This is a genomic window from Variovorax davisae (assembly GCF_030316845.1).
GTDB classification, from domain to species: Bacteria; Pseudomonadota; Gammaproteobacteria; order Burkholderiales; family Burkholderiaceae_C; genus Variovorax; species Variovorax davisae.
The window spans coordinates 42,650-68,772 of record NZ_JASZYS010000020.1 but is presented as its reverse complement, the minus strand read 5'-3'; the positions used below and the strand labels follow the sequence as shown (position 1 = coordinate 68,772).

Sequence of the window (26,123 nt, the reverse complement as noted above, 5' to 3'; positions counted from 1 at the left end):
GCTCCCGCTTTGACCACTAGCCGATACATCTCGCCCGCGCAGTAGCCGGCAGGCCCCGCGCAACAACCGGCGTCTCATTGACAAGGCCCCGCATCCGAAACACATTGCGGGCGTGCATCATTCGCAACGGTCGTCCAGGCGCCCCGTCGAATGCGCCCAAATCATCCGGAAAGGATTGCGCGATGCTCACCAGTTTGAAGGCGGCGTTTCGTTATTTCAACAGCGTGGTCCCGTTCCGGTTGGGGCCAGCGGTGGTTACGACAGTGGTCCTTGCCACCCTGCTGCTCTGGCCCGTGCCAGAGGGGCTGCAGCCCAAGGCGTGGGGCTTGGTGGCCATCTTCCTGACAACCATCGTCGCGATCATTCTCAAGGTCATGCCGATCGGCGTCATGGCGTTGATGGCCATCGTGGTCCTCTCACTTTCACAGGTGACGGCAACCTCGTCCAAAGGGGCGATCGAAGATGCGCTGACCGCGTTCGACAGTCCGCTCATCTGGTTGATCGTGGTGGCCATCCTGATCTCCCGCGGCTTGAAGAAGACCGGCCTGGGCACACGCATCGGCTTGATGTTCATCTCCCTGATGGGGAAACGCACGATTGGCGTCGGCTACGGGTTGTCCATCTGCGAACTCGTATTGGCGCCGTTCACGCCGAGCAATACCGCGCGTGGTGGTGGCATCGTGCATCCGATCATGAAATCGATCGCCAACACTTTCGACTCGGACCCGGCCAGGGGCACCGAGGGCAAGGTCGGCACCTACCTGGCACTGGTCAACTACCACTCCAACCCGATCACCTCGGCGATGTTCGTGACCGCCACCGCCCCGAATCCGCTGGTGGTGGACTACATTGCCAAGGCGACGAACCAGAGCCTGCACCTGAACTGGACGAGTTGGGCGCTGTGCATGTTGCTGCCTGGCCTGCTATGCATGCTGCTAATGCCGCTGGTCATCTATCTGTTGGCGCCTCCGCAGCTCAAGGCCACGCCCAATGCGGTGCAGTACGCGCACGACGAAATGGCCAAGATGGGCCCCGTGTCGCCGAAGGAAAAAGTCATGCTGGGGACCTTCCTGCTGCTGCTGCTGCTGTGGGCCGACGTGCCGGCCCTGTTGTTCGGTCCGGCCTTCAAGCTGGATCCAACGGTGGTCGCCTTCGTCGGGCTGTTCGTGCTGATCATCACCGGCACCATCGACTGGGACGACGTGCTGTCAGAAAAGAGCGCTTGGGACACGTTGATCTGGTTCGGTGCGCTGATCATGCTGGCTGAGCAACTGAACAAGCAAGGCGTGATCACGTGGTTCTCGGCGGGCATGAGCAAAGCCATCGAGGCCAGCGGCGTCGGCTGGGGCGGCACCGCCGCGATCCTGGTGCTGGTCTTCGTCTTTTCACACTACCTGTTCGCCAGCACGACGGCGCACATCAGTGCGATGATGCTCGCCTTCCTGACAGTCGGGGTCCGACTGATTCCGCCGGAGTTCGTCGTGCCCTTCATGCTGATGATGGCAGCCGGCTCGTCGATCATGATGACGCTGACGCACTACGCGACGGGCACCTCGCCGATCATCTTCGGCAGCGGCTTCGTCTCGATGGGGACCTGGTGGCGGGTCGGTTTCGTGATGTGCGTGGTGAACCTGCTGGTCTTTGCGGTGGCGGGAAGCGTCTGGTGGAAGGTTCTGGGTTTCTGGTGAACGGGCCGGACAGGACAATGGGCCTTCGATCGGAGGAGAGCCCTTTTTGCAGCGTGGTGAGAAGCTACAACCAGAGCACACGGGGCAACACGTTGATCGCCAAGAACAAGACGATATAAACAACGCCGAAAAGCGCCCCGAGCCTCCAGTAGTCGCCAGCGGGTAGGTAGCCACTACCGTAGTACACCGGGCTGGGTCCGGTGCCATAGGGTGTGAGGATCCCCATGATGCCTAAAGTGAGTACCAGCATCAGCGTGAATGGCTCCATGGGCATGCCGGGAACGCTCGAACCCACTGCCAGCATGACAGGAAGCATGGCCGTGGTGTGGGCGGTGACGCTGGCGAACATGTAGTGCGAGAAAAAGAAGATCAGCACTAAGACGACGGCTGCGACTGGGGGGGAGAATCCAACCATATGGACTGCGATGACGTCGGCAAACCACTTGACGAAGCCCGTTCGGCCGAGACCGTCCGCCAGGGCTACCAGAGTGGCAAACCATGCAAAGGTGTTCCACGCTTGCTTGTTCGTCAGCATGTCTTCCCAAGTGATCACTCTCGCAAGCAGCATCAGCGAGATGACGACTAGCGCCGCCGTCGTTGCGTTCACGAACTCGCCGCCAAAGATCCACAGAGCGAGGGCCACCAGAACAAGAACACCCAGAATGATTTCGCGCGAAGAGAGCTGTCCCATCTTGAGCAGTTCCTTCGCCGCCCATGCGGGAACTTCCTTTCCCTCCTTCACTTCTGGCGGGTACAGGAAGTAGGTGAGCAAGGGCACAGCCAGCAGCATCAGAATGCCCGCCGGCGCAAAGGCCAGAAACCACCGCATCCACCCGATCTCCACGTTCACCGCCTTCTTTGCCAATTCAACCGCGAGCAGGTTGGGCGCCAATGCGGTGAGAAACATCGAGCTCGTCACGCAAGTGGTCGCGATCGCAGTCCACATGAGGTAAGAGCCGATGCGTCGTGCGGAGGGATCGTTCGGCATGGATTGGTAGAGCGGTGGCAGATTCCGGATGACAGGGAAGATCGTGCCGCCACTGCGCGCCGTGTTCGATGGCGTGAAGGGCGCAAGAAGTGTGTCCGCCGCTGCGATCGCATAGCCCAGGGTGAGCGTCCTGCGGCCCATGGCTCGCACCAACAGCAATGCGATGCGCTTGCCGAGGCCCGTCTTTTCGTAGCCCAGGGCAAACATGAATGCGCCGAAAATCAGCCACACGGTCCCATTGGCGAAGCCGGACAATGCCCAGGCCAACGAGGCATTGGCGGCGTTGAAGCCCGGCCGGGCCAACTCTGCCGGGCTGAAGAATACCCATTCGGACAGGACGGTAACGAGCGTGACTGCAATGAGGCCGATTGCCGCTCCGGGCAGCGGCTCAAGCATGAGTCCGACGATCACACCAGCGAAGATCGCAAAGTAGTACCACGCATGCCGCCCCAAGCCGTCCGGTGCGGGAATGATCGCGATAGCGATCGCCACGGCCACGGGCGCAAGAGCCTTCCACCAAGTGCTCATGGAACCTCCTCGTTGTGCTATCGTTTATTTCATCCGCCATGGGAGGGATCGCCGCCGCGACCACCTGGCCGATGAGAAGGACCGACGGATGGTACGCCTCATCGTTGAAGGCCGGTCCATTGCCGCCCCGGCCACCAGCTCCATCCTGCAGGCCTTCGTGCAGGCCGGGGAGACGCTCGTCGAGGGCGTCGGGTGCATGGGACAGGGCGTGTGCGGCTCCTGCCGTGTCCTGGTCCGCCGCGCCGGCCGGCCGGACGTGGGAACGGAACTGGCGTGCGAAACCCTGGTCGAGGAGGGCATGCAGGTATCGTTCCTCGACTACCTCACGCCTTCGACGCACCACGTCTATCGGATCGAAGACATCGCCGACAGCTGGCAGGCGCCGCGCAAGCTCCTCGAGATCTTCCCCGAAGCGCCCCATTGCCGACACTGCGGCGGCTGCGACCGGGCATGCCCCAAGGGCCTGGACGTGCAGCGTGGCGTGAACCTCGCTGTGGAGGGTGAATTGGGAGCGTCCGGGCAGGTCTTCGACGAGTGTGTCATGTGCAATCTCTGCACCTTGGCGTGCCCGGAGCACATCGACCCGAACCACCTCGGCTTGTTCGTCCGGCGCCTGATTGCAAGTGCTTCCCTACGACCTGCCGACGTCATGCGACGCATCGAGCAGATCGAGCGGGGTGAGATGTCGATCGACTTCGGCGCACCAGGTGCGCGGCGGCCTGCCGACTGACGGGTTTGGCAGTCCATGGCCGCCTCGATTCCTTACCAACAAGCCCGCCGGCGTTATCAGTCGGGCCTGGCGCTCGCGCTTCGCAGCGACACCACGACGATTGAGCAACTGCTCAGGGAATGGCATCCCGACCATGGAGCCAACGCGCGCATTCCACTTGCTGTCGGGGTCAACCAAGGTGACCCCTGCCAGCCCGAACTCGCGCGCCAGCTCCATGCCAATTCGTTGATTGACGACATCGACATTGCTGGCGCACAACTGGTGACGACCGACGTGCTGGTGGTCGGGGGCGGCGGCGGCGGGTGTGCCGCGGCGTTGACCGCCGCCAAGCATGGTGCGAAGGTCATCCTTGCCACCAAACTGCGCCTGGGCGACAGCAACACGGTGATGGCCGAGGGCGGCATCCAAGCCGCGGTGGGCGCTGATGACAGTCCGCAGCTTCATTTCGAGGACACTTTGCGCGCCGGTCACTACTGTAGCGAGCCCGATCTAGTGGCCCAGATGGTGATGGACGGCCCGGATGTCATCCGTTGGCTCATTCAACTCGGCATGATGTTCGATCTCGAGGAGGGTCACCCCATGGGCGGCAAGCTGCTGCGCAAGAAGCCGGGAGGTGCGTCCGCGGCACGTATTCATTCGTACCGTGACTACACGGGGCTGGAGATGATGCGCGTGTTGCGCGAGGCGGTGGATCTCGATCCCGGCGTTTCGGTATGGAACCAGTGTCCTACAGTGGAACTGCTGTCCGATGAGCGCGGACGCTGCGCCGGGGCGGTGATCTACAACCTCGAATGGCGCAGTTTCGTGATGGTGCGGGCGCGGTCGGTGATTCTCGCGACTGGCGGGGCGGGCCGGCTGCACCTCAATGGCTTCCCTACCTCCAACCACTATGGCGCTACCGCCGACGGGCTGGTGCTCGCGTACCGCATCGGAGCAAAACTGCGTGAGCTCGATTCGTTCCAGTACCACCCGACCGGCATCGCTCATCCGCAGCATCTGGCGGGCGGACTGATCTCCGAAGCGGCCCGCTCCGCGGGTGCGAAGCTGATCAACGGTAAAGGTGAGCGCTTCATTGACGAACTCAAGGCCCGCGACGTGGTCGCCTCCGCGATCCTGCGTGAATGTGGCGAGGGGCGGGGGATCGAGCGTGACGGCCAGCTCGGTGTCTTCCTCGACACACCGACGCTCGAAAAGGACCACCCCGGCATCCTGGAAAAGCGGCTCGTGACATTGAGGCATCTGGCCGGAAAGTGCGGGCACGATCCGGCGCTGGAGCCTTTTCTCGTCTATCCGACGCTGCACTATCAGAACGGTGGAGTCTCCATCGGAAAGCAAGGCGAAACCAGTGTCGGTGGCCTGTACTGCGTGGGCGAGCTGAGCGGGGGAATCCATGGTCGCAACCGCCTGATGGGGAATGCTTTGCTCGACATCCTGAGCATGGGAAGACGTGCCGGCGCGAAGGCGGCCGAATCGGCGGGTCGGGTCATCACAGGCCGAGCCAGCATCGCCCACATCCATGCCTGGCAGCGCGAGCTCACCCTGGCTGGACTGCCCTTGGAGTCGAGGTCTCCGCAGCTTTTTCCCGACTATGCGAATTTCGATCTTCGCGCAGACGCAATCATCCGGCAGCAGGCGCGAGGCCACCGGGTGGCCGGCATACGCTGAGCTGCCCCAGGAAGCACAGGATGCATGCACCGAACCAAGTACTGCTGCAGGAGGACATCCTCGTGGGCGCCGATCTGTCTGCATGGATTGCGCGCGGTGGGGGCGAGGGTTTGGCCAAGGCATTGCATGAGCCTGCTCAAGTGATCGCGGAGATCGAGCAGGCTGATCTGAGGGGAATGGGTGGCGCCGGCTTTGCGACCCATCGCAAATGGGCGCCTGTGGCCGCCTCGCCAGATGGCGACAAATATGTCATCTGCAACGGGAACGAGGATGAGCCAGGGACCTTCAAGGACCGGTTCTTGCTCGAGCACACGCCGCATCAGGTCATAGAAGGTGCGTTGATTGCAGCTGTCGCCACGCGTGCGAACCACGTGATCATTTACGTGAATCCTCATCAGCCACGCGCGCTGACCGTCACTCGCGAAGCCGTTGTTCAATGGCGCGAACATGAACATTTCGCAGCAATCGAGGGGCTTCTAGGCGGGCCGCTGTCGCTGAATGTGGTCCCGAGTTCGGGACTCTATATCGGAGGCGAGGAAACGGCCGTGATCGCAACCGTCGAAGGCGGATTCCCCTTCCCGCGTCGCAAGCCGCCTTTTCCTGCGGAAAACGGCGTGCATGGAGCGCCGACCATCGTCAACAACACCGAAACACTGGCGCATGTGCCGGGGATCTTGCGGCATGGCGCCTCTTGGTATCGAGCCTTGGGGCTCGGCAATGCGTCAGGCACCAAGCTCTATTCCCTCTCGGGTGATGTACTACGGCCCGGACTTTACGAACTGCCCACGGGAACGAGCCTTCAAGAACTGGTCTTCGTTCATGGTGGAGGTATGCTTCAAGGCAAGGAGTTCAAGGCGGTGTTTACCGGAGGGCCATCCAACACTCTGCTCACCAAACGTGATCTGGATGTGCCATTGGATTTCGACTCGGTGCGCCAGAGGCACTCACGTTTGGGGACCGGCGCAATGATCGTGGTATCCGAAGGTACCAGCATCGTCCGCAAGGTGGCGGAATACGTGAACTTCTTCGCCCAGGGATCATGCGGCCAGTGCCCCCCTTGCAAGGGTGGCACCTTTCAGCTTGCTCGCGTGCTCAATCGCATCGATACCGGGCGTGGCGTATACACCGATCTAGAGTCATTGGTGAACTTGTGCCGCCTTCTTCCGGGCAGTGGTCGTTGTGGACTGATCGATGGTGCCGTCACGGTGGTGGAAAGTTCTCTGCATCACTTTATTGACGAGTACGAGGCACTGCTGATGGCCTAGCCACGCTGGATGCGCAATCATCGAAGCAGAAGGCGGAGTCAGCCGCTGCAGAAAATTGATGTTTCGCGTCCTATTGCTGTAGTCTTCGCGCTCTACGGGACTACTGTCACTGACCAGCCTCTAGGAGATAGGCGATGAAGAAATACCTGACCGTGATGTTGCTTGTGGCCGCATGGATGAGCATCAATACGGCCTCGGCCCAATCGAATGTCACGCTGTTCGGTATCTTGGATACCGCCGTGAGCGGCTACTGGAACCAGGCTCAGGGCCCGTTCGGCACGTCCATCACAACCAGCCAGACCCTTCTGACCAATTCCGCCTACAACTCCAGCCGGCTCGGCTTCAGGGGAACGGAGGATCTCGGTGGAGGCTTGGGGGCTGGCTTCTGGCTCGAAGCTGGGATCAATTCCAACGACGGTTCAGGCCTCAGTTCGGACGGCGGCCTGCAGTTCAATCGCCGCTCGACCGTCAGTCTGGAGGGCGGTTTCGGTGAATTTCGCTTGGGCCGCGACTACACCCCGACCTACTGGAACGACAACCTTTTTGATCCATTCGGTGTGAACGGCGTTGGCACGAGCCTGATCAGCACCGCCAGTGGGCAGACTCCGCCCGGAAGCGTCAGGAGCGGTTGGACGAACGGACAGTACTCACGCTCCAGCAACTCGATCGGGTACTTCCTGCCGAAACTCGGCGGCTTCTACGGCCAGTTCATGTACGCCTTCAACGAAGCGACCCGCTACGACCCGGGCAGCCTTACGCCTCCCGGCGCCGCCGCAATCGTCGCCGACCCGTCCCTGGCTTCCGTCGCCGACAACGCCAGGGCTGGCCGATACATCGGCGGCCGTGTCGGCTACAACAACGGCCCGCTGGATGTGGCGCTGGCGTACGGCGAAAGCACCGTTGGGTCCAACTTCTACCTCGGTACGACGTCCACCATCAATATATGGAGCATTGGGGGGACCTACGACTTCGGCGCGGTCAAGCTGTTCGGCGAGTACTCGAACAACAAGATGGACACCAGTTTTGCGACCAACACTTTCAATCCCTTCGGCACCACAAGGCCGGGATTCAACGGTTTGCTGATAGGCGCGACGATACCCGTTGCCGGGTATGACCTGATCCGCGTCTCGTATTCCGCGGTCAGGTACAACAACACCGGCACTAACGTGCTCGGCACGACAACGAACTTCTTCGGCTTCAACAACCAGCCGGAAGCCGACAAATTCGCGATCGGCTACGTCTACAACTTCTCCAAGCGAACGGCGGTGTACGCGACCTTCGCTTATCTGAACAACAAGAACGGAGCAGGCCTGACGGTCGGGGGCCCGGCCTACTACACCGCGCCAATCGCCGGCTTCACGCCGATCCCGGACAAATCGTACGGCTACGACCTAGGGTTTCGTTACTCTTTCTGATCTGGCGGCTGCCCCGACCCTGGCTGTACGAGCATGCGCGGATCAACTCGCGGCGCTGCGGTGCCAAAGTCAGCTTTGAGAAGTCGCCGCCATTCAGTCGGAGAACCCGAACTTCCGCAACCAAGTCTTGGGCTGCCGTTCGCCCCGGGAGGCCCAAGGACCGGTGATGGCCGACTTCTGACCTAGGGGGGAAGATTTCCATTTTCTCCAGAGGAACATGGATAGAACGAGACCTCAACGCCAAGGCGCAGCGCCGCAAGAGCATTCACGGTATCTGAGCAAAGTTCCGCTATGAACGCAGCCGCCTCGCCCTCGGCGACATACACGCCGACCCTGACTTGGCCGCTCGCCCTTAAGAGTCTGGAGGCTGGCTCTTCAAGCCCGTCCAAGAACCCCACAACGGCGTTGTCGATTGATGCAGCCGCTGCCACTTCAGCGCGCAGACGGACAGCGAACCTGCCTCCCTCAAATCTAACGAGTTCATATCCGTGAGGCAGTGCCTAATCAACTGCCGTCACCACGGCATGGTTCAAGGTCCCGACCAGCTCGACGTCAATTTCCATGGGGTTGTTCAAGCGGCAAACGAAGTTTGGAGGGCGACCGTCAAGGTCAGGTCTTGGCCGACTGACGTCGTCTACCGCCTAAGCCCTGGCCGAGAGCGCCGTGTCAAGAATCTCGTCGGGCGTCATCTGCCGACCGTTGTCGCCATCACCAAAATATTCGCCAGGCCAAAAGATGAGGTCGGAGATTCGGTCGTCTCCCGTGTTGAGGCGGAGGCACTCAACCCAGTATTCGGTCAGGAACTCCTCGCCCGCGCTGGGATGGAAGATTCGGTCCACGAGCTCCAACATCTCCACCCGGGACAGGTCCCGCGGCGTTTGTTGTGTCTCGACGAGGAGTTGGCGGGCGAACGTTTCTGGGCTTACCGCGCCAAAGGCGCCGATGAATAACCGCTCTGTTGCTTCAAAGGGCTTGCCCAGAAGGTCACCGAGGCGGCCGAGCACTTCGGCGACAGGTCGTCCGGTCTCCTGAAGGAAGTAGAGTTCCTCGGCGAGCTCCACCGCCGCGGCGAGTTTGGCCTGGTCATCGAAGGGGTTGGCAAGACTGGGTCGCATGTTTCGGCATCAATTGAGCGAAGGGTGGCAATGTCCGGTGTTGGGCCGCAAGCCGGTCTAGCCCCAGAACCAAATCATGCCGAGTTGCGCGCTGCAAGCACGGTCGAGAAACTCGCGCAGAGCCTTGACATCAGCAATTGCTTCCCGCGCAAGCTCTTGACCATCGCTCCCCGTCTCAGAAGCGTAGGCATGCGACCGCTCTTCCACCGTGGCCGCATCCAAGTCGCGCAATGCTGCGCGAAGCTCGGCTACCTGCGCAGCCCGAAAGGCGTGCGCATGTCCAAGCTGCACCTCGCCAAGCTCGACCGCCAGCCCAATCATCTCGCCGCGGTATCGACCTCCGACGTTGGGAAAGTTCGTGACGCCATCAACCTTGGCAGTAGTTCCATTCAGGATGAAATAGAGCCCGCCCTTGGAGTACAGCACCGTGCGGGCAGCCTCCGATTCCGGCCAAGCGCATCCGAGCTCGACATCGACTTCCTTCGTGACCTCTCGCTTCGAAAACCAAGAGCCGACCTTCTCAGTCGTGGTCACCTTTGGGCGCCGGCCCTCGATGAAATTCCGCGTGTGCACAGTGCTCCCCCGTAGGTGGTCCAACTGCTCGTCGCTCACGGTGCACAAACTCAGGTCGTACCCCATCGTTTTCCTTCAAGTTGGGCGGTTGGTCTGAATGTCCGCAGTTGGCCGCTATCGGCTGTAGTAGCCAGACCATTCTTGCTTTTAAGTCAAGGACGTGGACCTGATTGTTGACGATCACATTGCTGAAAATCGACGGCGTGACCGACTTGCTTTCCAAAAACCGCAGGCTGCCGACGGAGGAACATTGAGCACGCAAGGTCGAATTCGGACACCATTCCATCGCGCGGTGACCCGGGGTATCGCCCAGAAGCTACACATCTTTTCTACTGGGATCGTCCCAAGTTATTCCAACTGTCGACTCTAAATTCACCACCGGCTGAATCTCATCAACCGGCAGTGGGATACCGTTCCCATCAAAATGATGCCCAAACTCTAAAATCTCTCGACTTTTCAATTTCGCCGTGAAATTGATACTGCGATGGCCAAATCTTGATATTTCTTTGAGGCAAACATTGACGCCGGACTGAGACAGCTTTTTATAATCGGCCCCATGCGGTATTTCAAGCCTCAGCAATACTGGACGGCGAGAACCGGGGAAGATTTCACTCAAACCGGTAACAACATGCCAGTACCTACCATCTTCGAGGCGCGACGCGTTTCTGCCGGTAAAGCTTTCTATTACTATTCCCAGATCCAAATCTTCCGGCCGTAACGTTCGCGAGGATTCGTTCAGTATGTCGATTTGCAAAACTCGGGCTAGAGAACGGCTTTCCTCATCAAAGAACTCGACTATTTCGGCTTCCATCCCTTCGATCAAGCCTTTTCCGTGGACTGAATAGTTTATCTTGTCATCGGCCCCCGTCCCGGTCATTTGGCTTTCTTTTAACGCCCAAGCGAGACGAGGCTTGAGCTTTTCAGCAAGGTCGCCAATACGCCCGGCGTAAACGATGTGCGGGTAGTGCTTCAGGTCAAACGGTATATCATCTTGATCCTGAGTAAGCAGAATAACTTTTTTGTTGAGCGCATGCGCATAGCCGGTTTCATAGAAGACGTTCGGGTTTTTTCCAGTCATGTCGGCGATTACTACGTCGGACTTTACAATTTGATTGTAAATTCTGTCCAATATCGAACCGTCAAACATTTGCTCATCAACGCGCTCGCAGTACGCTCCTTCTTCCTCACACGCCTTTTTTATGCCCAACTTATAAACATCGTCGAAGCTGCTTGCAAAAGGCATTAGGACAAAGACAAAAGGTTTTGCTGAGGGGATGTTTTTCATTTTTCAAGCTGGGCGGCACAAAGCGCGCATGGCGCAGACATGTGATTCTCCTACGTCTGGTTACAAAAGTCAGCGACATTTTTTAGGCATCGTGTTGTTCCCATAGTTCGTTTTCGCCGTCATGGTGTCCTGGCTTAGTCGGAAGGGAACGTTTTCGTCGCAGTCCGTCTACGTGGACACGCTTCCCGGCTGCTCTGGTCGAACTATCAGGGGGGCGAGCGTGCTGGCCCCCCCTGATAGGTCATCCGCCCAGGACCGGACATACAAATTTCCGCGTCGGCTATCCGAGAACTAAGCAATCATGCGCGCTCCGGGTCCCTGAGCTCACGAGTAGTCATTCAGTCCCAGTTCTGACTGGATCGGAGCACTAAGAAATCTGAGGCTGGACTCGTGATTCTTACTTGACGCATGCCAGGGCTGGTGTCTCGGAGCCCGACACTGATGGCTTCACAACCACACATTGCAATGGCCCGCACTGGCAGTTCGATATTTCCGCAAAGCTTGGAATAGGGGCCGTCCGGCAAACACAGGCGGGAGGGTTCGCCTGCGGCGCCTGCGCCTGCGCCTTGGCCATGCTGGCGGGACCAATTGAGAGGGTTGCCAGCAGTAGCAGAGCCAGCAAGAATATTGACACAACTATCACCCGCTGAGTCGAAGAAGATGGGCTCATCTTGCTTACCTCCTGCGCTAACGCTAGCAGTTATCATTAGCAGGGCTGTTCTCGCATATCACCGCTCACGGTAAATAGCATGGTGTCCCATGCGCCCGCGTCGAAGTATTCGGTCCTACCGGAAAGTAGTCGACGAGTTCCGTTATCCAAAGCAAACTCAGCAATGCAGAAGATTCCACTACAAAGGCCCTTTGTCGTGGCCTGCACGATGCGTCGTCCCGGTCGCTAAGCTCAATTCCGTTGAGACAAATTCCGTGGGCTTGTTGAAGTATGCGAATAGGAACGTGGCTCTCGTGCCGCGGTACTGATTAGCGTCATTGAACAGAAGTGCCCTTGGTCGGAGTTCGACTTTTTCTTCATGACGTATAGAGCCTCTTAGATGCGCAGGTTGGCCTTGTTCACTCGACATGCGGTTCTCCTGTTTCGTTCGATCAAGCAGGATGTGCCCATACGTGCATAGGAGGTGATGTACCAGATGTACGTGATCAAGTCATCCTCACATTGAGGGAGGCCAGTTCCCTTGAAACGGCTAGCCGGATCAATCACGTCGTCGGCGCGTTCTTGCCCCAGAAAGCAGACATTGCCTTGAGGCGCTCGGTTTCTTCCGTGTTCAGATAACCCGAGGTTGTTGCGATCGACGAATGGCCGAGGTTGTTTTGCACAACCAGAAGCGGGACCGGCGTCTGGCCTTCCCGCCCCTTCAGCGCATGTGAGGCGTGCGTATGGCGCAGCCAATGCGTCGATGCCATCCGGATCCGCTTGGCGTCACTTTCATCGAGCTGCAGCGCGAGGCGCTGCATGAAGCCATGGATAGCCTTGTACAAACCGGAGTCGGACCAGGTTGCAGGCGGCACAGCGGCACCTCCTTTGCTGAACCTGGCCAAGATGGCGACATCGGCGTTTTCCTCTGCCTTGACGTTCATCGATCTGCCCATCCGAGCAAATTCGTCACCCAGCTCGTCAATCAGCTCTGGAGGCACAGGGACTTCCCTGAACTTGCTGCCTTTCCCAACTACACCAAGCAGCCAACCCACTCTTTCGACCCCTTCCGCGTCCCTGAACTCGTGCTGACGAAGATCCGAGCATCGTGCGTCCACCATCTCAGCTAGGCGTAGGCCGGTGGCATAGAGCCAGCGAATCGCCCGATCGCGCCGGCGCGCCGCGATGTTGTCGGGATCCTGTCCGAGCTGCGAGCTGATGATGTCCCATTGCTCAAACGATAGGGCCCGTTGAGAGCCCAGTTTCCGGCTGGTTTCGGCAGGCAAGGTCACCCCGGCAAACGGGTTGCCCACCATGTAGTTCTGATCTCGCAAGAACGTAAACAGCCCGCGCAGGATGATCAATGCTTGTCGCACGGCAGAAGGTTTCAAGGCGCCCTCAAGGGGTCGCCACAAGGGCGACCACCGCTGGTGATACCGGTGGCCGCACCACGACCGCGGCGGAGCTTCCAAGAACGCTTTGAATGCAGTGACGTCTGCGACTGACAGCGAGGAAAGGGGCTTTTGTCGCTCCAGGATCGACCAGAGAAGTAGGCGCTCCGCCTCCTTGCGATAGGCCCGCTGGGTCGACGATTGCTTGTCGCCTTCTGCGCTGCGCTTGCTTGAGAGCCATTCGACGATCGCCTCATAGTCATTCGCGGCTTCCAGCATGCACAGGGCGGGATCCGCACGGTAGCGGCCGGCCGATCCGTCCAGCTCGGCCGGCACAAGGAATTTCTCGAAAGGGACAAGCGCTGTCGACTGCGGCACCACGGCGCCAAGTTCTGCCGGCTGCAGCTGCATGCGGGGCTTTCGTGCGTGCTCACCGATCGTCATGCCGATCGCGGCCTCATGTATCTCCAGCCATTCAACGATGCGGGCGGCTTTCAGCTCGCCAATCCCAGGAATGCCGGTCCACCACCGCCGGCCGACTCCGTTGATGCGCTCGACAAGCGCGAAAAGGGTCGGCATACCGGCCCGCTCGATGCGATCTGCCAGCGCCGGCGTGAGCCACACGCCAACAGCGTCCCCGGGCTTTGGATCTTGCGCTACCAGGTGCTCGAGCCATCGAAGGGCATCCAGCTGTCGGTTGACGAGCTGGGCCCTGCGCGAGGTGCGGCGAGACTTGCCACCGTAGGTTTCCTCATAGGCCTCGGCCTGCTCGGCCTCGGAGAAATCCTCTAAGCCGCGCTCACGCGCGAATTCTTCGAGGGTCGGCAGCTTCACCGTTTCCGGCAGCAGCGAGGCATCGATGAGGACCAGGCGCGCTGTCCCCGGCTTGGCTTCGCGCCGTGCCGCTGCAGCAAATTCAGAGCGTATCCATGCGATCGTCGAGTTCACCTTGCGGGTGTCGACGTGCTCACCTTCCAGGCGCAGGTAGCGGTCCCAGGCCGAGCGCGCGTCGAGCCCTTGGGCCACCGCCCGCATGAAGGCGAAGTGGCCGCTGTGCAGCTTGCGAGTTCGCTCGGGAGCGCGCTTCACGGGCGGGGAAACCTCTGTGGGCGATCCTCGGCTTCCGCTTCGACGCGCTTGAGTTCCGCCTGAAAGACCTCCATCACGGCGTCTTCAAAGTTCGACGAATAAATGCGCGTTCCATCTGGTCCGAACAGTTCGAAGACCGAGCCTTGCTCGCAGCCTTCGCCGTCTACCACGACCTGGCGCAGCAGGAGAAAGCCGCGGTCGGCACACACGAAGTGCGTGCGCCAGTGGCGCTGTCTGCGCAGATCTTCCTGGCGGGCTTCGATCCACCGAAGTGCTGCAGTGGCGTCCTCTTGCAGAAGGCCGGGTTTGCCGCGACGCGCGGCTTCCAACAGCAAGGCGTGGATGCGCCCGGGGAAGGGCTCGTAGGAACGTTCGGGGGCGGCGTCAGGATCGAGAGTCAGCATGCCTGCTTTCCTTTTCATGGTTGGCGTTCAAATTCACGTCCACGGGGTTCGCCAGCGCGCGCCTCGCGGGTTGGTCTTCACGCATCAGGGAGCGTGGGCGGCGCTGTAGCGCCTCCTACGTCGTCGGCAATCGGACGCGCGAGCAAGGCGGTCATCGCCGCCATGGCCTCATGCACCTGTCCAAACACGGGCGGCATGGTCACGCCGTCCGGGCCGACAAGCTCATAGGCCACTGTGCCCTTGCTCGTGTTCACCTTGTAGACGCGGTAGCTACCGGCCGAGGCCACCTGTTCGCCTTCGTGTGGATCGTCGGGTTTTCTCATCTGAGCCTCCTCAGAAACCGTAAGGATGCACGCTCCAGGCCTTGAGGACCTGATAGTCATGCTCAGGCAAGACGATTTCTCCATTCTCTGCGGCCTTGATGACGCGATAGGCGGATTCGTCATGGACTCGATTGCCGTGCAGCATGTAGAAGTACCACGCGAAGGGCACTCCTACGCGGCGGTCCAGCTTGTCGAGTCGCTCATACAGCTCGTGCACACTGCCCTTGCGGCCTTCTACCTTTGCGACCTTCTGGGTGAAGGTCCAGGCCGGGATGATCGACATCCAGCGTTCGCCCTTTGCGTCCGTGTGATCTGCTGTCTGAATCACCCACTTCTCGCACAAACGGGCGCCGCTGCGTCCAGCGCTTGAGGCGGCCCAATCCAAAAAGAACCGTCTGGCCTTCGTCGGGCGGCGGTCCCATCCGGGATTGAGTTCGTCGAACGACATCATGCGGTCCGTACCCGAGTCCATATTGGTGACGCGGAGTTTGTGACCTCGACGCAGATCGTTTTTTTCAGATTCAAGCGTGTCCAGTTCGGCAATGAATATGCCGATGTCCACGACCTTTTGCAGTCTGTAGACCATCGGGCGCACCCGCTTGCGATCCGCTTGGTCCAACTCCAGGCCGGGCTGGTCCATCAGGTCGCGCACGTCCCGTGGCGTACTGAAGGTCCAATCAGAAAGCAGATGCCTGTCGGTCCATTCGTCTTCGACGAGGACCTCGGCCTGTACAAACTCCGCGGGATTGCCGGTGCCCTGATCGTGGACCAGGTACAGCGTGGTTAGGCTGCAGTGCGACAAAATATATCCGGCGCCCTTCAGGCGCTCGTATGTGCGTGCAGCATCCCCGCCATCGGCTGCAAGTTGTTCCCCGAACCATGCCTCGTGATCCTCGTGCACCACAGTGCCATCGGCGTTCAGGACCATCCTCTTGACCAGCGAGTAACCGTCGCGCGTTGTCGCTAGCCGAGCGTTCTTCAGCGGCTCGAATGACCGAAGGGTAGCGATGAGCTTTTCATGCTTGGGCGTCACGCTCGACGCGGCGATTGCCTCTGCGAGGCCAGCGATTTCAAGTCTGCTGTTGGGCATTCTTTTTCCCTAGATCCTCAGGTATTGGCTTCGAGCCAGTTCTCCGGCGTGAGCCACGAGTCGTTGTCGATGCCCGCCTCGGCGGGCAGGCTCCCTGCAACCCAGACCATTGCGCCAAGACAGCGCGCTGCGGCGTCCAGGCCTTTGACGTACCCGATGAGTTCATCGATGTCCGCAGCATCGAGGCCGGTTTGCTTGCCGTTGTCGAACCTGCAGAAGAGCATCATGGGAACACCACGGCTGTAACGAGGATGGATTTAAGGGTCCGGTTCATGGTCGATTCGGGTTGAGCTAAAGCCCTGGCAGGGGGGCCGGGGCAGCAGATCGTAGGGCCTCGAGCTGGTCGGGGGTTAGACGAGAGCTGCTTTCAGCCGGGCCTGCAGCGCCGGCGAAACCGGACTCCAGCGCGGGTTGACGAACAACCATCCAATCGGGTCCTTGTTCGCCCTGAACACCTTCTGCAGCCAGGAGCGCTTCGGGTGGATCGGGCCAGCTTCGAAGGTCACTTCTTGCCATTCGATCAGCGGGTCGAGGTGCTTCGGGTAGTGCTCGAAGACCCGGATGCCTTGGGGCAAAGTGTCTTTCAAGAACTTCGCATGGACCTTCGTCGTTAGATCCTCGATGAGGTTTGTGATGCTGGTTTTTCCCAGATCGTCAGCGACGAAAACCAGGGCCGTCTTGCCGTCGAGCGGCGCAGTGTTGAATGGGTAGCTCTGCGACTTGAAGTCGAAGCCTTGGATTGAGATGGTCCGCATAGCGCTCCTTAGGTTGCCGTTTAGATTGACGTTAAGGATTCTAGGCGAACTCCTTTTCTTGACAATCCCTATTCTCATCCATTCTATTTTTCATAAATAAAAATCTGGAACGTCCATGGGCAGAAATGTGTTCGCGGTTTTTGCGCAAATGTGGTCGCGCCTTGATGTCGACGCTCACCGTGCTTGAAGTTTGCTTCCTAAGGCTATGCTGGCGGTCATGTGGGAACCCAATCCGCCGATCGTTCGCCACGGCATCACGCTGAACCCGCGCCAGGCGTGGATCCACCTGTTCCACCAGGAATGGGTGCGCCTGGCCGAGGGACTCGCCGAGGACCAGAGCGTCCTCGAGGTGGCGGCCGAGCTTCACGAAAAAGAAGGCACGCGCGACCCCATCGAGGTTGCCCGCGAGTTGTTCGGGCCCGCCGCCTAGATGGATCCGGCCAGGTCTGAATCCGGCCACAACGGCCTTTCGGCGCCGGCGCCCAGCGAAACCTTTTTTGGGGCGTTCGTAGAATTCACCGCTTTGCCGAGACAAACATGACCACTGCCAAGAAGCAAACGGCGTTCACGCGCCCCCTGACACCCAGCGTCGAGCTCGCAGCCGTCATTGGCTCCGCACCCCAGCCTCGAACCGAGGTCACCAAGCTGCTGTGGGACTACATCAAGCTGAACAACCTCCAAAACCCGGCGAACAAGCGCAATATCCTTTGTGATGCCAACCTTCAAGCGGTGATGGGCAAACCCGAGGTGACGATGTTCGAAATGTCGGGTCTTGTTGGCAAGCACCTGTCCTGACGAGCGTTGCCGCACGCACGCAGCCGGCTCCTGCCGGCCATGAGCCGCCCTTGGGTCGAGTGATCTGGATGACCGCTCAACCTGGTAAAGCGGTCATTTCTTTTCTACTTCGACGCCGCTGCGGCACTGCCCAGCTTGTCATGTCCCGCCGTTGCCGAACAGGTATGCGGGGGTCCGCTACGGGCCGGCCCTAAGCCGACTTCTGCGTCGCTCCGAACCGGACCTTCATGGCGACCGGCTTCCGCAGATTGTGCTGCTCACCAGCTGGGCCTCAGCGCTCCCTGACCACTGCTGGTGGGGACCACTGCCTATTCACGATGGCCGGGTCCGGCCAGTATGCGCGGATGTAGACGGAAAACTCGCCCGCCGGGGCAGGCAGCCAGTTGGCCACCTTCTCTGCCTCGCGCGGCTTGTCGTGCGAGAGGTAGAGGGTGAGCGAACCGTTCGCTGCGTACTTCAAGTCCTTGTTCTTCGTGCCGATCGAGAAGCGGTTGATCTCGTTGGGCTCAAAGAAATGCTCTTTGTTGTACATGGTCAGAGACCAGAAGCCCTTCACAGGCGGAACCGCGCCTGCGGGGAAAGTCAGCGTGTAGTCGTTGGCACCGCTCAGGCGCTGGCCATCCGGGCCCAGGTCCAATGCGAGGTACATGGTCTCGTTCGGCGCATTGGAGAAGATGTTGGCCTTGGCCGCCGACACGCGCGTGAGGTAGTCCGCGCCCCACTGCGCGGCATTGGTCTGCATGGTCCAGCCCGTGGGCAGGCGCAGACCCTGGTTGCGCCATTCGAAGAGTTGGCTCTTGAGCAGTTCCTGCTCGGTTTGCGAGGCCGCCTCCTTCAGCGCCGTCGCCACGGCCGGGTCGCGCTTGGCGGCCGCCACAAGACTACGCGCCTGCGTGTAGATGGCCTCTTCGCCCGCCTGCGGCGGCACTTCGTCCAGCAGCGTGGGCAGCAGCTCGAAGAAGGTTTCAGGGTTGACCCACACGGCCTCGCCCGAGCCGCCGGCCGCCGCCGGGAACTTGCGCGACTTGCTCCAGTCGCGCACCTTTATCTTCCCGTCGAACTGCGAGATCGGATACACGCCGATCCGATTGATGAGCGGTTGCACTGCTGCCTTGTCCTCCGGCGTGTCGTCCTGGAACACGCGCGGGAACACGAAAGCGCCTTTGGTCGGCGATCGGAAGACCGCCGTGATGCCCTTGGGCACGTTGCCCTTCCAGTCCGGCCCCACCAGCAGGTAGAAGCCGGGCTTGCTGCCATACATCTTGCCCAGCCGCCCGAAGCCATCGGTGCGCTGGTCGGCCATCTGAAACACCCAGAAGCGCGAGCCGAAGTCGGGCACCTGCACCACCACCGCTTCCTTGTCCAGGCGCAATGCCGACAGGCCATAGACCACGTCCTGGTTGGGCGCAGCCACGAAACGTTGAGCGGGATCGATGTAGTCGGTGAGCATCGACAGGCTGTTGATCGGCGCCACCGGGAGAATGCCGCCCTGCAGGCCCGGCTCAGGCACCTGCTCCATCGCCGCTATGCGGGCGTGCGTATTGGCCATGGGCCAGGCCCACACGTAGATGAAGCGACCCAGCAGGCGCGCGTAGTCCAGAGGCATGGTCGTGCCTTCAGGCGTGCCCTGAATCGGAGCTGCGGATGGCGGCGAGATCGCGGGTCTGGAACTCACCGCGGCGGCGGTTTCCCGAGATTGGGCCGTTGCCACAGGGGCTTCGACGACGACGATCGCCGCCGCTAGAACTGCCACGCGAATGCTGAATTCCTTCATTTGACACTGCCTTTCTGACGAACAGGCAAGCGAAGCACTCTCTCGCTTGTTGAAACGTGTCTTCGCCCGTCGGAGCATGCCCTTAGGAGCTACGAGTTCGCTCCTCATCCAGTTCTGACCGATCCGGCCGCGCCTGCTGGCTTCAAAGATGTTGCGAACGATCGCTACCGCAAGCCCGACGAGCAAACCGAGTAACGACACGACACGGCACGCGGGGGGATTCGACATCGCGAGTTACTTCGGAAATAGGAAGGTGACGACAAGCCGAACACCCAGGTCGTGCGGGCCAACTTCCGTGCTTTCAGCCCAGTACCGCAACCCGCCGCCGATGCTGACCGGCTGATCTCCAAACTTCATAAGCTTGGTGACCAGCAGGTTGATGGGCACCTGCCACTGCTTGTTCTTCCAGTCGTAGGTGGATTCGGTATTGAGCGAATAGGTCCAGGCGTCCTTGGTCGTGTACGAAAGAAAGGGCTGCAGGAAGGTGCTACTGACATCCGGGCGCGTGCTGACGCCTCCCGCGCCCCAGATATGGTTCGCCAGCAAGCCGTAGGTCCAGGGCCCATCCTGCTTGAGAACGACACCGGTCGGGCCGGCGCCCCACTTGCGAGCGCTCAGCTGAGACTCGGTCCCGGTCGGCAGCAGGAACACGGGGCCGATGCCCCAGATCAAGCCGCCCGCGGTGGGCTCCTTGGGCGAGAAGAAGAGGCTCTGCGTGATGTCGCCAAAGCCGCTCTGGCTCGATCCAGGCACCACGTTGTGCTGGCTGATGATCGGCACGATTGTGCGGCTGATCACGTTCCAGTCGGCGTTTAAGCTGATCGGGACGACGGGTTGAAAATTGAGGTAGCTCTTGTGCCCGTCGTCGGGTCCGATGTGATGGTCGTAGTTGTATTGCAGAGGCACGCTGATGAGCGCGGCGACCGGGTTGGACAGCTTTTTGGCCAAGTCCGCATCGCTTTGCGCGCATGCGACGTCTAGGCCGAATACAGTCAAGATCAGCGCTGCACCAACGGCCGGCACCTGCCGGCAAGTCACGGCACGCCGTATCGGGGCCTCGCACCAATGCTTGGAGGGCGACCGTCGAGCAGGCCAGTTTCCTTGTGTCACGCGCCCTTCCTTTCTCCGCCAGGCGACCCTCGGCGACATGCCTCTGCTCACGCCGAAACTACGGCGTTCGACACACCGCCCGGGCCCGCTCACCCCTACAGCTGGAGCGGCTTTAACCCTACTTTAGGATCCGGCGCTCTGCGCGGCAATACGGCCTTTAGGCCATGTCCGTGCGCCGGATTCGCGGCCCGGGCACGAACAAAATCTGAGACTTCATCGATGAACGCTCCTCCTAGGATTGCAGGCAACAGCCTAGAGGCCGCCCTCAGCAGTTCGATCGTCATTTCGCCCATAGCGACCGTCCTCACCGATCCACGGCAAACTGACAATCCGATCGTCTGCGTCAACGATGCCTTTTGCGAGTTGACCGGATATGACCAGGCAGACGTTCTGGGTCGGAACTGTCGCTTCCTGGCAGGAACCGCCACAAGCGCTCGCAGTCGGGCTTCGCTTCGGGAAGCGGTCACGAATGCGCAGCCCTTGCTGACAGAGGTTGTGAACTACCGGAAGGATGGGAGCCCGTTCCGTAACGCCGTGATGATCGCGCCGGTTCGCGCGCCGGATGGTGAAGTTCATTTCTTCATCGGGTCGCAGATGGACGTGTCGAAACAAGCCCAACTGCCATCGAGCCTGCAGGCGCAAAATGCGGCACGCCTCGTCGCTTCGCTCTCACCACGGCAAACGGCAAGTGCTCGATCGCTTACTGGACGGTTATCGCAACAAGCAGATTGCCCTCGAACTCGGGATTTTTGAGAGGACAGTCAAGATGCATCGAGCTGCCATCTTGGTGAAGCTTGAGGCCCGCACGACGGCCGAGGCGATTCGCATAGGTTTAGCAAGCTCCTTGGTCATTGGTGATCGTGGAGGCTCGAACGGATGAGCTGTCCTGACGCCTGCAATTGAGCAGGATTTGGACCGCAGACAACCATGGGGTGTTGTCCTTCAAGCCTCCGTGCCAGGGGTGCCGGACTGCAACGGGCCCATTCCGACTGTACAAGGGGCGCGATAGCGGGCATCGATCGTCCCCGTCCACCCGCATGACGTCCGACAGCGCACGCGCATGTTCCACGCCGCTTGCACCCCCTCCAAGGGGCTTGCCAGCTCAGCATAGCCATCGAAGACCCTCTCTGAAATCAGTGCTATCGCGATACCTCTTCTTATCGCGGTAGCTGCACCAGTCGCCCAAACCGAAGCCTCGTCCACCTGTGCGAGGCCCACGCACACAATGTGCGCGAGCGACATTTGACCCCACCACAAAAGTGATCCATCAGGAATCCCGGCCTCGGTTTAGCTCAAGGTCTTGGAGCCGATTTCTGACGAACACATTGCTGAAAACAGACGTGGAACGAGAGCAGGGCGGCCAGACCTATTCGGACAAATACCGGTGCTTGCGGCTGGTTCGAGCCATTCGGACATTTACCGGGTTAGTCGGACTCGATGGGGTCGATGTCCGAGACTTGCAGGGCTATTCGGACATATACCGGGTTAGTCGGACGCCGTAGGAGTGGCGTCCGGTATCGAGTGAAGCTATTCGGACACTTACCGGGTTAGTCGGACGCCAAGGGGACGGCGTCTGATTCATTTGGCGCTACAGGGGCTAGATCAGCGAACTCGGACACAAAATCGTCGGAATCGGCCACCTCCACCAGGTCAGGATTGCCCAGCGTGGAAGGCGCCGCGCTGCGCCATGCTGGACTATTCGGACGGATGCCGGGTCAGTCGGACGTCGATCCTTGATGTCCGAATGCATCGGAATCCTCCTCGGACAGGTCCTCCCCGCCGATATCTAGACGCCCCTGCGGATCCTTTGCAAAACGGAATTCGAGTCCCGACACGCGGCGGCTGCCGGCTCGAACCGGCTTCCAGTCGATCACCATCTCAGCTTTTGCCGTGATGGATTCGACGGCCGGCTCTATCACTCTGAGGCGCAGCGCTTTGAAGTCCTTGCGGCAACTCGGGGGCGCTTGCATGGCTTCCCAAAACGCCTCGATGTCCGTGGCATAGAGGCCAGTGTTCTGCCAGGACTTCAGCAGCTCGAAGAGCCGCCAGGCATAGACGCTGTCGAATGCGGCTGCATGGCTCAGCTTGTACGTTGTGAACTGTTTTCTCAGCCCCAGCAGATGTGGCGCGATCTCAGGACTGAAGTTGATCTCGACGAAGCCCTCGCCCGGCGCATAGACAGATCCTGACACCCACCGGAATTTTTTCTCCTCCGCTTCCCCGCGTCGGCCTTTGACCTGATAGCGGAAATAGCGCTCGAACAGGTTCTCAGCCGCGGCCTTGAGTTGCTCGTAGGCCGTTGTGGGGTGGACGCCAAAGGTTTCCGAGTATTCAAGGGCGTTGACCTTGGCCTTCCAGCCGGCATTTGTCGCGAGAGCCAGCCCCTTCATCGGGACCGAGTCCGTATTGGCCAAGGCCAAGGCCACCATGCGCTTTTCCGCTAAGTTAAGGCCCTGCGCTGCCCGGGCGAGCCGGTTGCTCATCGAGACGTGGCGGTCTGGATGCTCGGGAGGGATGACAGAAAGATCAGAGAGCGAGGTCATTCGGACATTTACCGGGTTAGTCGTACATCATGAGGATGATGTCCGACTATTGTCTGATTCGGACGCCATGGTGTCAATGGCCGAATACGGGCATATGCGCCCCTTGATCGGCCTTTGTGGATAAGCACCGGTCGTTGTCCGACTCCATCTGTGGATATCCACCGGTCGATGTCCGACTGACCCGTCAACGTGTCCGAATGGCACCGGTGGATGTCCGAATAGACGAAAACTTATCCACAGTCGAAACGTAGGCGCCATGCGGCCTGCAGCCCGATTTCGACGATCCGGCCGAAGCGGTAGAAACAGAAGAAACAATATAAAGAAACTTCGCGGGCGCGCGCGATCGACAGCGAAGGGGTGCTCTCCGCCTCTTGGGGGTCCGCTTCGCTCCCCCCCGCCGGCTCCTCCGGCCTTCGGCCTCCGCCCGCGCTTCGCGCTCCCACCCGGCATCCCCCAGGGCCTGCGGCCCTCGCGCTGCGCGCTCACCCTCATCCAGTCCCCAGAGGGGACAAGCACAACCCCAACACGAGACGACAAAGGGCTCAACACGGCCAGGACGGACGATGCGTTGATGCGGTCCCCGCCAGCGTCTGCTGACGCTTCCCAGGCAGGGGCTCCGCCCCAGACCCCGGGCTGCGCCCCCGCGCCGTCGCGCGGGCCCCCCGCTCAATCTGTTTTGCAGTTGGTGGGTTGACTCTTCGGTTTTGGGAAGGTGCAGGAAGGGGCAGAATCGAGGGCTGGGGCCTTGTTTGGGTTTGGTTGGTGGGGTGGGGGCTTGAACACCGTTCAGCCGCTGCACGAGCGATCCGAGGCTAGGGATGGTGAGCCGCTGCCAGGACACCGGCAATCGATGGAAAGTGACAACAGAAATCGGTTGTCAATCGAGTGAAAACAACTTAAAATGAAACCGAATAGACAACTTAATACAGACGATCAGGGGGATCAGATGAATGCCGTTATCGAATACACGCCGGTCAAAAGGGCCGCTGCTGCCAAGGTTCAAGGGCATGTGAAGCCCTCGCAGGCCTACAACGCTGGGCACTACCTCAGCTATGCCTTGATGGCCGTCGCTGTCGTTTGGGCCTACGTCGCCCTGCCGTGGGATCTGCATTGGGTCTTCCTGGCTGTCCCGCTGGGCCTCATTGCCTTCCGTGCTGTGTACCGTTGGGTGGATTTCATGTTCTTGTCCTATCGCTTCGACGACAGGGAACGCATCGTCTGGTCATGGGGCATCCTGAGCCGGCATACCGGCTCGCTGGAGGTGTTCAGGGTTCAGAACATCACGTTGCACCAGTCCTTCTTCGAGCGCTTGGCCGGGGTCGGGACCGTCATCCTCGAAACCCGCGATGAAACGAATCCCCTCCTGCGGTTGGTCGGCATGCAGAAGCCAGAGGAACTTCGCGCCTCCTTGACCGACTACGTCCAGCAGGTTCGTCGCGCCCGTGGGGTTTCCGAAGCTTCAGTGAACTAAGTTCGGGGCGCAGGACCAAGCAAAAAGGCCGGGGGGTTCCCCGGCCTTTTTTTGTCTGCAAACTTCCCCCCAGCAGCTCGATCGAAGACCACCAGGTCAACGAAGGCCGTAGCGGTCCACCAGCTCGTACAGGACGAGGCACGGAATCCCGAAAAGCGGCACCAGAATCCAGGCCGGCCAGACGCCGGCGATCAGGAGGGCCAACCCAGGACAGGGCGCTGCGCAGAGAAAAAGCCGCGCAAGCGCGGCCTTTCCTTGATGCGTCGACTTGCTCACCGATCGCGTTGCATGGAGCGCTGCGGCGCAGGCGCCGGGGCAGCTCGTTGCGGAGCAGCCGGCGCCTGGCCAAGCTCCTTCGTCGCCGCAGCCACGTGCTTGAGGAACGTTTCACGTCCCTTGGCATTGGTGATGTTTTTCTCCGCCCAGGCAGTCAGATCCCGATTGATCTCCGAGGCGCGCTGCTGATTGAAGGGGATGACATTGGCGAGGCCGGTTTCCTGGCCGTATTGCACCTTCATATGCATGCCGCGCTTGAGCTTGCCCGAATCGATGTCGCTGGCCAGCGCCTGGCCGTTCTCAAGCTTGGAGAGGTCATGTGCGATCGCCGTGCCGCGGCCGACGCGCTGCACGATGTGCGAATCGGTCACAAGCATGACCTGGCCGCCGTACTCGGCACCGGCCTTCGGGATGTAGACCTTGCCTCGCTCACCAGGTGCGTAGGCCTTCAGCAGATCGATCGACATTTGCCAGTCGGGCTTGGGCATGTTCGCGCCAATGCGCTTCACGTCGGCTTGCGGTTGTTGTGCAGCTGCTTCCATTTGTTGATACTCCCTGAAATTGACGGGTTGAGGTTCGGCGGTCGGGCGACCGCGGGATGCTTGAATGCCGAGCGACACGAGCCGCTCTTTGTCGACCGCCGAAGCGTGATGGTCTTCCGACCAACGCTCGATCTCGGCCAGGCCGTGCAGCGTGACTCGCTGCCCGTCCTCATTGATTTCCACACCGCGACCTTCGAAATTGGCGCGCATGAGGGCATCAGGAACCGATTCGATGACAGTCCACTTTTCCGAGACCATGCGCTCGAGCTCAGCCGCTTTGCGGTCTTCCTTCAAGTTCGACTTCGCTTGGTCGAGGGCAACCGCAGCCTCGATTTCCGCAACGATCTCGGGAGATTGCTGCTGCAGCTCGGCACGGTAGGACGGAAAGGTCTCGGCGATGTCGCCGATCGCCGAGGCGTACATGCTTCGGAGATCGGGCGTATCGAAGGTCTGGAGGCGCGCAAGGTCTTCTTGCAGAAGATCTTTTGCTTGCGAGGGTGAAAGGCGGTTCGGCTCGATGGATAGCAGCTCCTCGATGCGTCTGCTTCCAGCATTCCAATCCGCCGAGCGTCCAGTAGCCAGAGACGCACTTTGTGATTCGGCCATATTTCTCCCTGTTCAAAAACACCCCGAGGGGTAGACACGACCCGTTGCGGATC

The 26,123-nt window shown here is 60.3% G+C and carries 25 protein-coding genes; 10 read left to right on the top strand and 15 right to left on the bottom strand.

The genetic code is table 11. From position 1 onward, the window contains the following. The first annotated feature begins 182 nt into the window (after positions 1-182). Positions 183-1,688, top strand: coding sequence for a DASS family sodium-coupled anion symporter (locus QTI33_RS31960; RefSeq protein WP_286510599.1), 1,506 nt, complete (start codon positions 183-185; stop codon positions 1,686-1,688). Between the two features lie 64 nt (positions 1,689-1,752). Here QTI33_RS31960 and QTI33_RS31955 read toward each other — a convergent pair whose 3' ends face one another. Continuing rightward, positions 1,753-3,204, bottom strand: a complete 1,452-nt coding sequence (locus tag QTI33_RS31955) for an anion permease (RefSeq protein WP_286510598.1) — start codon at positions 3,202-3,204, stop codon at positions 1,753-1,755. 88 nt (positions 3,205-3,292) lie between these two features. On the opposite strand from QTI33_RS31955, the gene QTI33_RS31950 reads away from it, so the two are divergent. The 4 genes from QTI33_RS31950 to QTI33_RS31935 all read left to right on the top strand — a co-directional run bounded on the left by QTI33_RS31950 (position 3,293) and on the right by QTI33_RS31935 (position 8,279). Next, positions 3,293-3,934, top strand: a complete 642-nt coding sequence (locus tag QTI33_RS31950; RefSeq protein ID WP_286510597.1) for a 4Fe-4S dicluster domain-containing protein — start codon at positions 3,293-3,295, stop codon at positions 3,932-3,934. 15 nt (positions 3,935-3,949) lie between these two features. Next, the gene (locus QTI33_RS31945; RefSeq protein ID WP_286510596.1) at positions 3,950-5,599 is read left to right on the top strand and encodes an FAD-binding protein; all 1,650 of its coding nucleotides are present in this window, start codon (positions 3,950-3,952) and stop codon (positions 5,597-5,599) included. Positions 5,600-5,619: 20 nt separating this feature from the next. Then, positions 5,620-6,864, top strand: a complete 1,245-nt coding sequence (locus tag QTI33_RS31940) for a complex I 51 kDa subunit family protein (protein WP_286510595.1) — start codon at positions 5,620-5,622, stop codon at positions 6,862-6,864. Positions 6,865-6,998: 134 nt separating this feature from the next. Further along, positions 6,999-8,279 carry a porin gene (locus QTI33_RS31935; protein WP_286510594.1) on the top strand — a complete coding sequence of 427 codons (1,281 nt, stop codon included), beginning with the start codon at positions 6,999-7,001 and terminating at the stop codon, positions 8,277-8,279. A gap of 641 nt (positions 8,280-8,920) precedes the next feature. Here the strand turns inward: QTI33_RS31935 and QTI33_RS31930 are convergent. The 9 genes from QTI33_RS31930 to QTI33_RS31890 all read right to left on the bottom strand — a co-directional run bounded on the left by QTI33_RS31930 (position 8,921) and on the right by QTI33_RS31890 (position 16,953). Next, complete coding sequence (locus QTI33_RS31930; RefSeq protein WP_286510593.1) at positions 8,921-9,394, bottom strand: hypothetical protein; 474 nt, start codon at positions 9,392-9,394, stop codon at positions 8,921-8,923. 57 nt (positions 9,395-9,451) lie between these two features. Then, on the bottom strand, positions 9,452-10,006 hold the full coding sequence (locus QTI33_RS31925; protein WP_286510592.1) for a hypothetical protein: 555 nt from the start codon (positions 10,004-10,006) through the stop codon (positions 9,452-9,454). A 277-nt stretch (positions 10,007-10,283) separates the two neighbouring features. After that, positions 10,284-11,252 carry a TIR domain-containing protein gene (locus QTI33_RS31920; RefSeq protein ID WP_286510591.1) on the bottom strand — a complete coding sequence of 323 codons (969 nt, stop codon included), beginning with the start codon at positions 11,250-11,252 and terminating at the stop codon, positions 10,284-10,286. A 1,212-nt stretch (positions 11,253-12,464) separates the two neighbouring features. Then, entirely contained in the window at positions 12,465-14,381 is a 1,917-nt protein-coding gene (locus QTI33_RS31915) for a site-specific integrase (RefSeq protein WP_286510590.1), read from the bottom strand. Beyond that, positions 14,378-14,785 carry a hypothetical protein gene (locus QTI33_RS31910; protein WP_286510589.1) on the bottom strand — a complete coding sequence of 136 codons (408 nt, stop codon included), beginning with the start codon at positions 14,783-14,785 and terminating at the stop codon, positions 14,378-14,380. Before QTI33_RS31910 ends, QTI33_RS31915 begins: the two co-directional genes overlap by 4 nt. A 77-nt stretch (positions 14,786-14,862) precedes the next feature. Beyond that, positions 14,863-15,108, bottom strand: a complete 246-nt coding sequence (locus QTI33_RS31905) for a hypothetical protein (protein ID WP_286510588.1) — start codon at positions 15,106-15,108, stop codon at positions 14,863-14,865. Positions 15,109-15,118: 10 nt separating this feature from the next. Further along, on the bottom strand, positions 15,119-16,198 hold the full coding sequence (locus tag QTI33_RS31900; protein WP_286510587.1) for a hypothetical protein: 1,080 nt from the start codon (positions 16,196-16,198) through the stop codon (positions 15,119-15,121). Positions 16,199-16,215: 17 nt separating this feature from the next. Continuing rightward, positions 16,216-16,425, bottom strand: a complete 210-nt coding sequence (locus QTI33_RS31895) for a hypothetical protein (protein WP_286510586.1) — start codon at positions 16,423-16,425, stop codon at positions 16,216-16,218. Between the two features lie 123 nt (positions 16,426-16,548). Next, on the bottom strand, positions 16,549-16,953 hold the full coding sequence (locus tag QTI33_RS31890; protein ID WP_286510585.1) for a hypothetical protein: 405 nt from the start codon (positions 16,951-16,953) through the stop codon (positions 16,549-16,551). Positions 16,954-17,170: 217 nt separating this feature from the next. On the opposite strand from QTI33_RS31890, the gene QTI33_RS31885 reads away from it, so the two are divergent. Both QTI33_RS31885 and QTI33_RS31880 read left to right on the top strand, forming a co-directional pair. Continuing rightward, positions 17,171-17,383 carry a hypothetical protein gene (locus QTI33_RS31885; RefSeq protein WP_286510584.1) on the top strand — a complete coding sequence of 71 codons (213 nt, stop codon included), beginning with the start codon at positions 17,171-17,173 and terminating at the stop codon, positions 17,381-17,383. A 107-nt stretch (positions 17,384-17,490) separates the two neighbouring features. Then, the gene (locus tag QTI33_RS31880) at positions 17,491-17,748 is read left to right on the top strand and encodes an SWIB/MDM2 domain-containing protein (RefSeq protein WP_286510583.1); all 258 of its coding nucleotides are present in this window, start codon (positions 17,491-17,493) and stop codon (positions 17,746-17,748) included. A gap of 271 nt (positions 17,749-18,019) precedes the next feature. Here QTI33_RS31880 and QTI33_RS31875 read toward each other — a convergent pair whose 3' ends face one another. Further along, positions 18,020-19,522, bottom strand: a complete 1,503-nt coding sequence (locus QTI33_RS31875; RefSeq protein ID WP_286510582.1) for a DUF1254 domain-containing protein — start codon at positions 19,520-19,522, stop codon at positions 18,020-18,022. Between the two features lie 234 nt (positions 19,523-19,756). Next, a complete protein-coding gene (locus tag QTI33_RS31870) occupies positions 19,757-20,470 on the bottom strand; it encodes a transporter (protein ID WP_286510581.1) in 714 nt (237 codons plus the stop codon). A 381-nt stretch (positions 20,471-20,851) separates the two neighbouring features. On the opposite strand from QTI33_RS31870, the gene QTI33_RS31865 reads away from it, so the two are divergent. Beyond that, a complete protein-coding gene (locus QTI33_RS31865; protein WP_286510580.1) occupies positions 20,852-21,385 on the top strand; it encodes a PAS domain-containing protein in 534 nt (177 codons plus the stop codon). Continuing rightward, entirely contained in the window at positions 21,276-21,512 is a 237-nt protein-coding gene (locus tag QTI33_RS35220) for a LuxR C-terminal-related transcriptional regulator (RefSeq protein ID WP_353506367.1), read from the top strand. Before QTI33_RS31865 ends, QTI33_RS35220 begins: the two co-directional genes overlap by 110 nt. 835 nt (positions 21,513-22,347) lie before the next feature. On the opposite strand, the gene QTI33_RS31860 is transcribed toward QTI33_RS35220, so the two are convergent. After that, positions 22,348-23,175: a replication initiation protein gene (locus QTI33_RS31860; RefSeq protein ID WP_286510579.1), complete on the bottom strand. Its 828-nt coding sequence runs from the start codon at positions 23,173-23,175 to the stop codon at positions 22,348-22,350. Between the two features lie 946 nt (positions 23,176-24,121). Between QTI33_RS31860 and QTI33_RS31855 the strand changes: the two genes are divergently transcribed. Then, a complete protein-coding gene (locus tag QTI33_RS31855) occupies positions 24,122-24,646 on the top strand; it encodes a PH domain-containing protein (protein WP_286510578.1) in 525 nt (174 codons plus the stop codon). A gap of 96 nt (positions 24,647-24,742) precedes the next feature. Here the strand turns inward: QTI33_RS31855 and QTI33_RS31850 are convergent, their stop codons facing one another. Together QTI33_RS31850 and QTI33_RS31845 are read right to left on the bottom strand one after the other, a co-directional pair. Continuing rightward, complete coding sequence (locus tag QTI33_RS31850) at positions 24,743-24,922, bottom strand: hypothetical protein (RefSeq protein WP_286510577.1); 180 nt, start codon at positions 24,920-24,922, stop codon at positions 24,743-24,745. Beyond that, positions 24,919-26,070, bottom strand: a complete 1,152-nt coding sequence (locus QTI33_RS31845; RefSeq protein ID WP_286510576.1) for a KfrB domain-containing protein — start codon at positions 26,068-26,070, stop codon at positions 24,919-24,921. The genes QTI33_RS31850 and QTI33_RS31845 overlap by 4 nt, the downstream gene beginning before the upstream one ends. Positions 26,071-26,123 lie beyond the last annotated feature (53 nt).

Excerpts from the sequence above, each read along its gene's own strand:
- QTI33_RS31895 (WP_286510586.1), bottom strand. The coding sequence starts at position 16,425 with ATGATGCTCTTCTGCAGGTTCGACAACGGCAAGCAAACCGGCCTCGAT.
- QTI33_RS31905 (WP_286510588.1), bottom strand. The coding sequence starts at position 15,108 with ATGAGAAAACCCGACGATCCACACGAAGGCGAACAGGTGGCCTCGGCC.
- QTI33_RS31945 (WP_286510596.1), top strand. The coding sequence starts at position 3,950 with ATGGCCGCCTCGATTCCTTACCAACAAGCCCGCCGGCGTTATCAGTCG.
- QTI33_RS31940 (WP_286510595.1), top strand. The coding sequence starts at position 5,620 with ATGCATGCACCGAACCAAGTACTGCTGCAGGAGGACATCCTCGTGGGC.
- QTI33_RS31860 (WP_286510579.1), bottom strand. The coding sequence starts at position 23,175 with ATGACCTCGCTCTCTGATCTTTCTGTCATCCCTCCCGAGCATCCAGAC.
- QTI33_RS31930 (WP_286510593.1), bottom strand. The coding sequence starts at position 9,394 with ATGCGACCCAGTCTTGCCAACCCCTTCGATGACCAGGCCAAACTCGCC.
- QTI33_RS31910 (WP_286510589.1), bottom strand. The coding sequence starts at position 14,785 with ATGCTGACTCTCGATCCTGACGCCGCCCCCGAACGTTCCTACGAGCCC.
- QTI33_RS31900 (WP_286510587.1), bottom strand. The coding sequence starts at position 16,198 with ATGCCCAACAGCAGACTTGAAATCGCTGGCCTCGCAGAGGCAATCGCC.
- QTI33_RS31890 (WP_286510585.1), bottom strand. The coding sequence starts at position 16,953 with ATGCGGACCATCTCAATCCAAGGCTTCGACTTCAAGTCGCAGAGCTAC.
- QTI33_RS31955 (WP_286510598.1), bottom strand. The coding sequence starts at position 3,204 with ATGAGCACTTGGTGGAAGGCTCTTGCGCCCGTGGCCGTGGCGATCGCT.
- QTI33_RS31855 (WP_286510578.1), top strand. The coding sequence starts at position 24,122 with ATGAATGCCGTTATCGAATACACGCCGGTCAAAAGGGCCGCTGCTGCC.
- QTI33_RS31920 (WP_286510591.1), bottom strand. The coding sequence starts at position 11,252 with ATGAAAAACATCCCCTCAGCAAAACCTTTTGTCTTTGTCCTAATGCCT.
- QTI33_RS35220 (WP_353506367.1), top strand. The coding sequence starts at position 21,276 with ATGCGGCACGCCTCGTCGCTTCGCTCTCACCACGGCAAACGGCAAGTG.
- QTI33_RS31935 (WP_286510594.1), top strand. The coding sequence starts at position 6,999 with ATGAAGAAATACCTGACCGTGATGTTGCTTGTGGCCGCATGGATGAGC.
- QTI33_RS31950 (WP_286510597.1), top strand. The coding sequence starts at position 3,293 with ATGGTACGCCTCATCGTTGAAGGCCGGTCCATTGCCGCCCCGGCCACC.
- QTI33_RS31845 (WP_286510576.1), bottom strand. The coding sequence starts at position 26,070 with ATGGCCGAATCACAAAGTGCGTCTCTGGCTACTGGACGCTCGGCGGAT.
- QTI33_RS31880 (WP_286510583.1), top strand. The coding sequence starts at position 17,491 with ATGACCACTGCCAAGAAGCAAACGGCGTTCACGCGCCCCCTGACACCC.
- QTI33_RS31960 (WP_286510599.1), top strand. The coding sequence starts at position 183 with ATGCTCACCAGTTTGAAGGCGGCGTTTCGTTATTTCAACAGCGTGGTC.
- QTI33_RS31865 (WP_286510580.1), top strand. The coding sequence starts at position 20,852 with ATGAACGCTCCTCCTAGGATTGCAGGCAACAGCCTAGAGGCCGCCCTC.
- QTI33_RS31875 (WP_286510582.1), bottom strand. The coding sequence starts at position 19,522 with ATGAAGGAATTCAGCATTCGCGTGGCAGTTCTAGCGGCGGCGATCGTC.
- QTI33_RS31885 (WP_286510584.1), top strand. The coding sequence starts at position 17,171 with ATGTGGGAACCCAATCCGCCGATCGTTCGCCACGGCATCACGCTGAAC.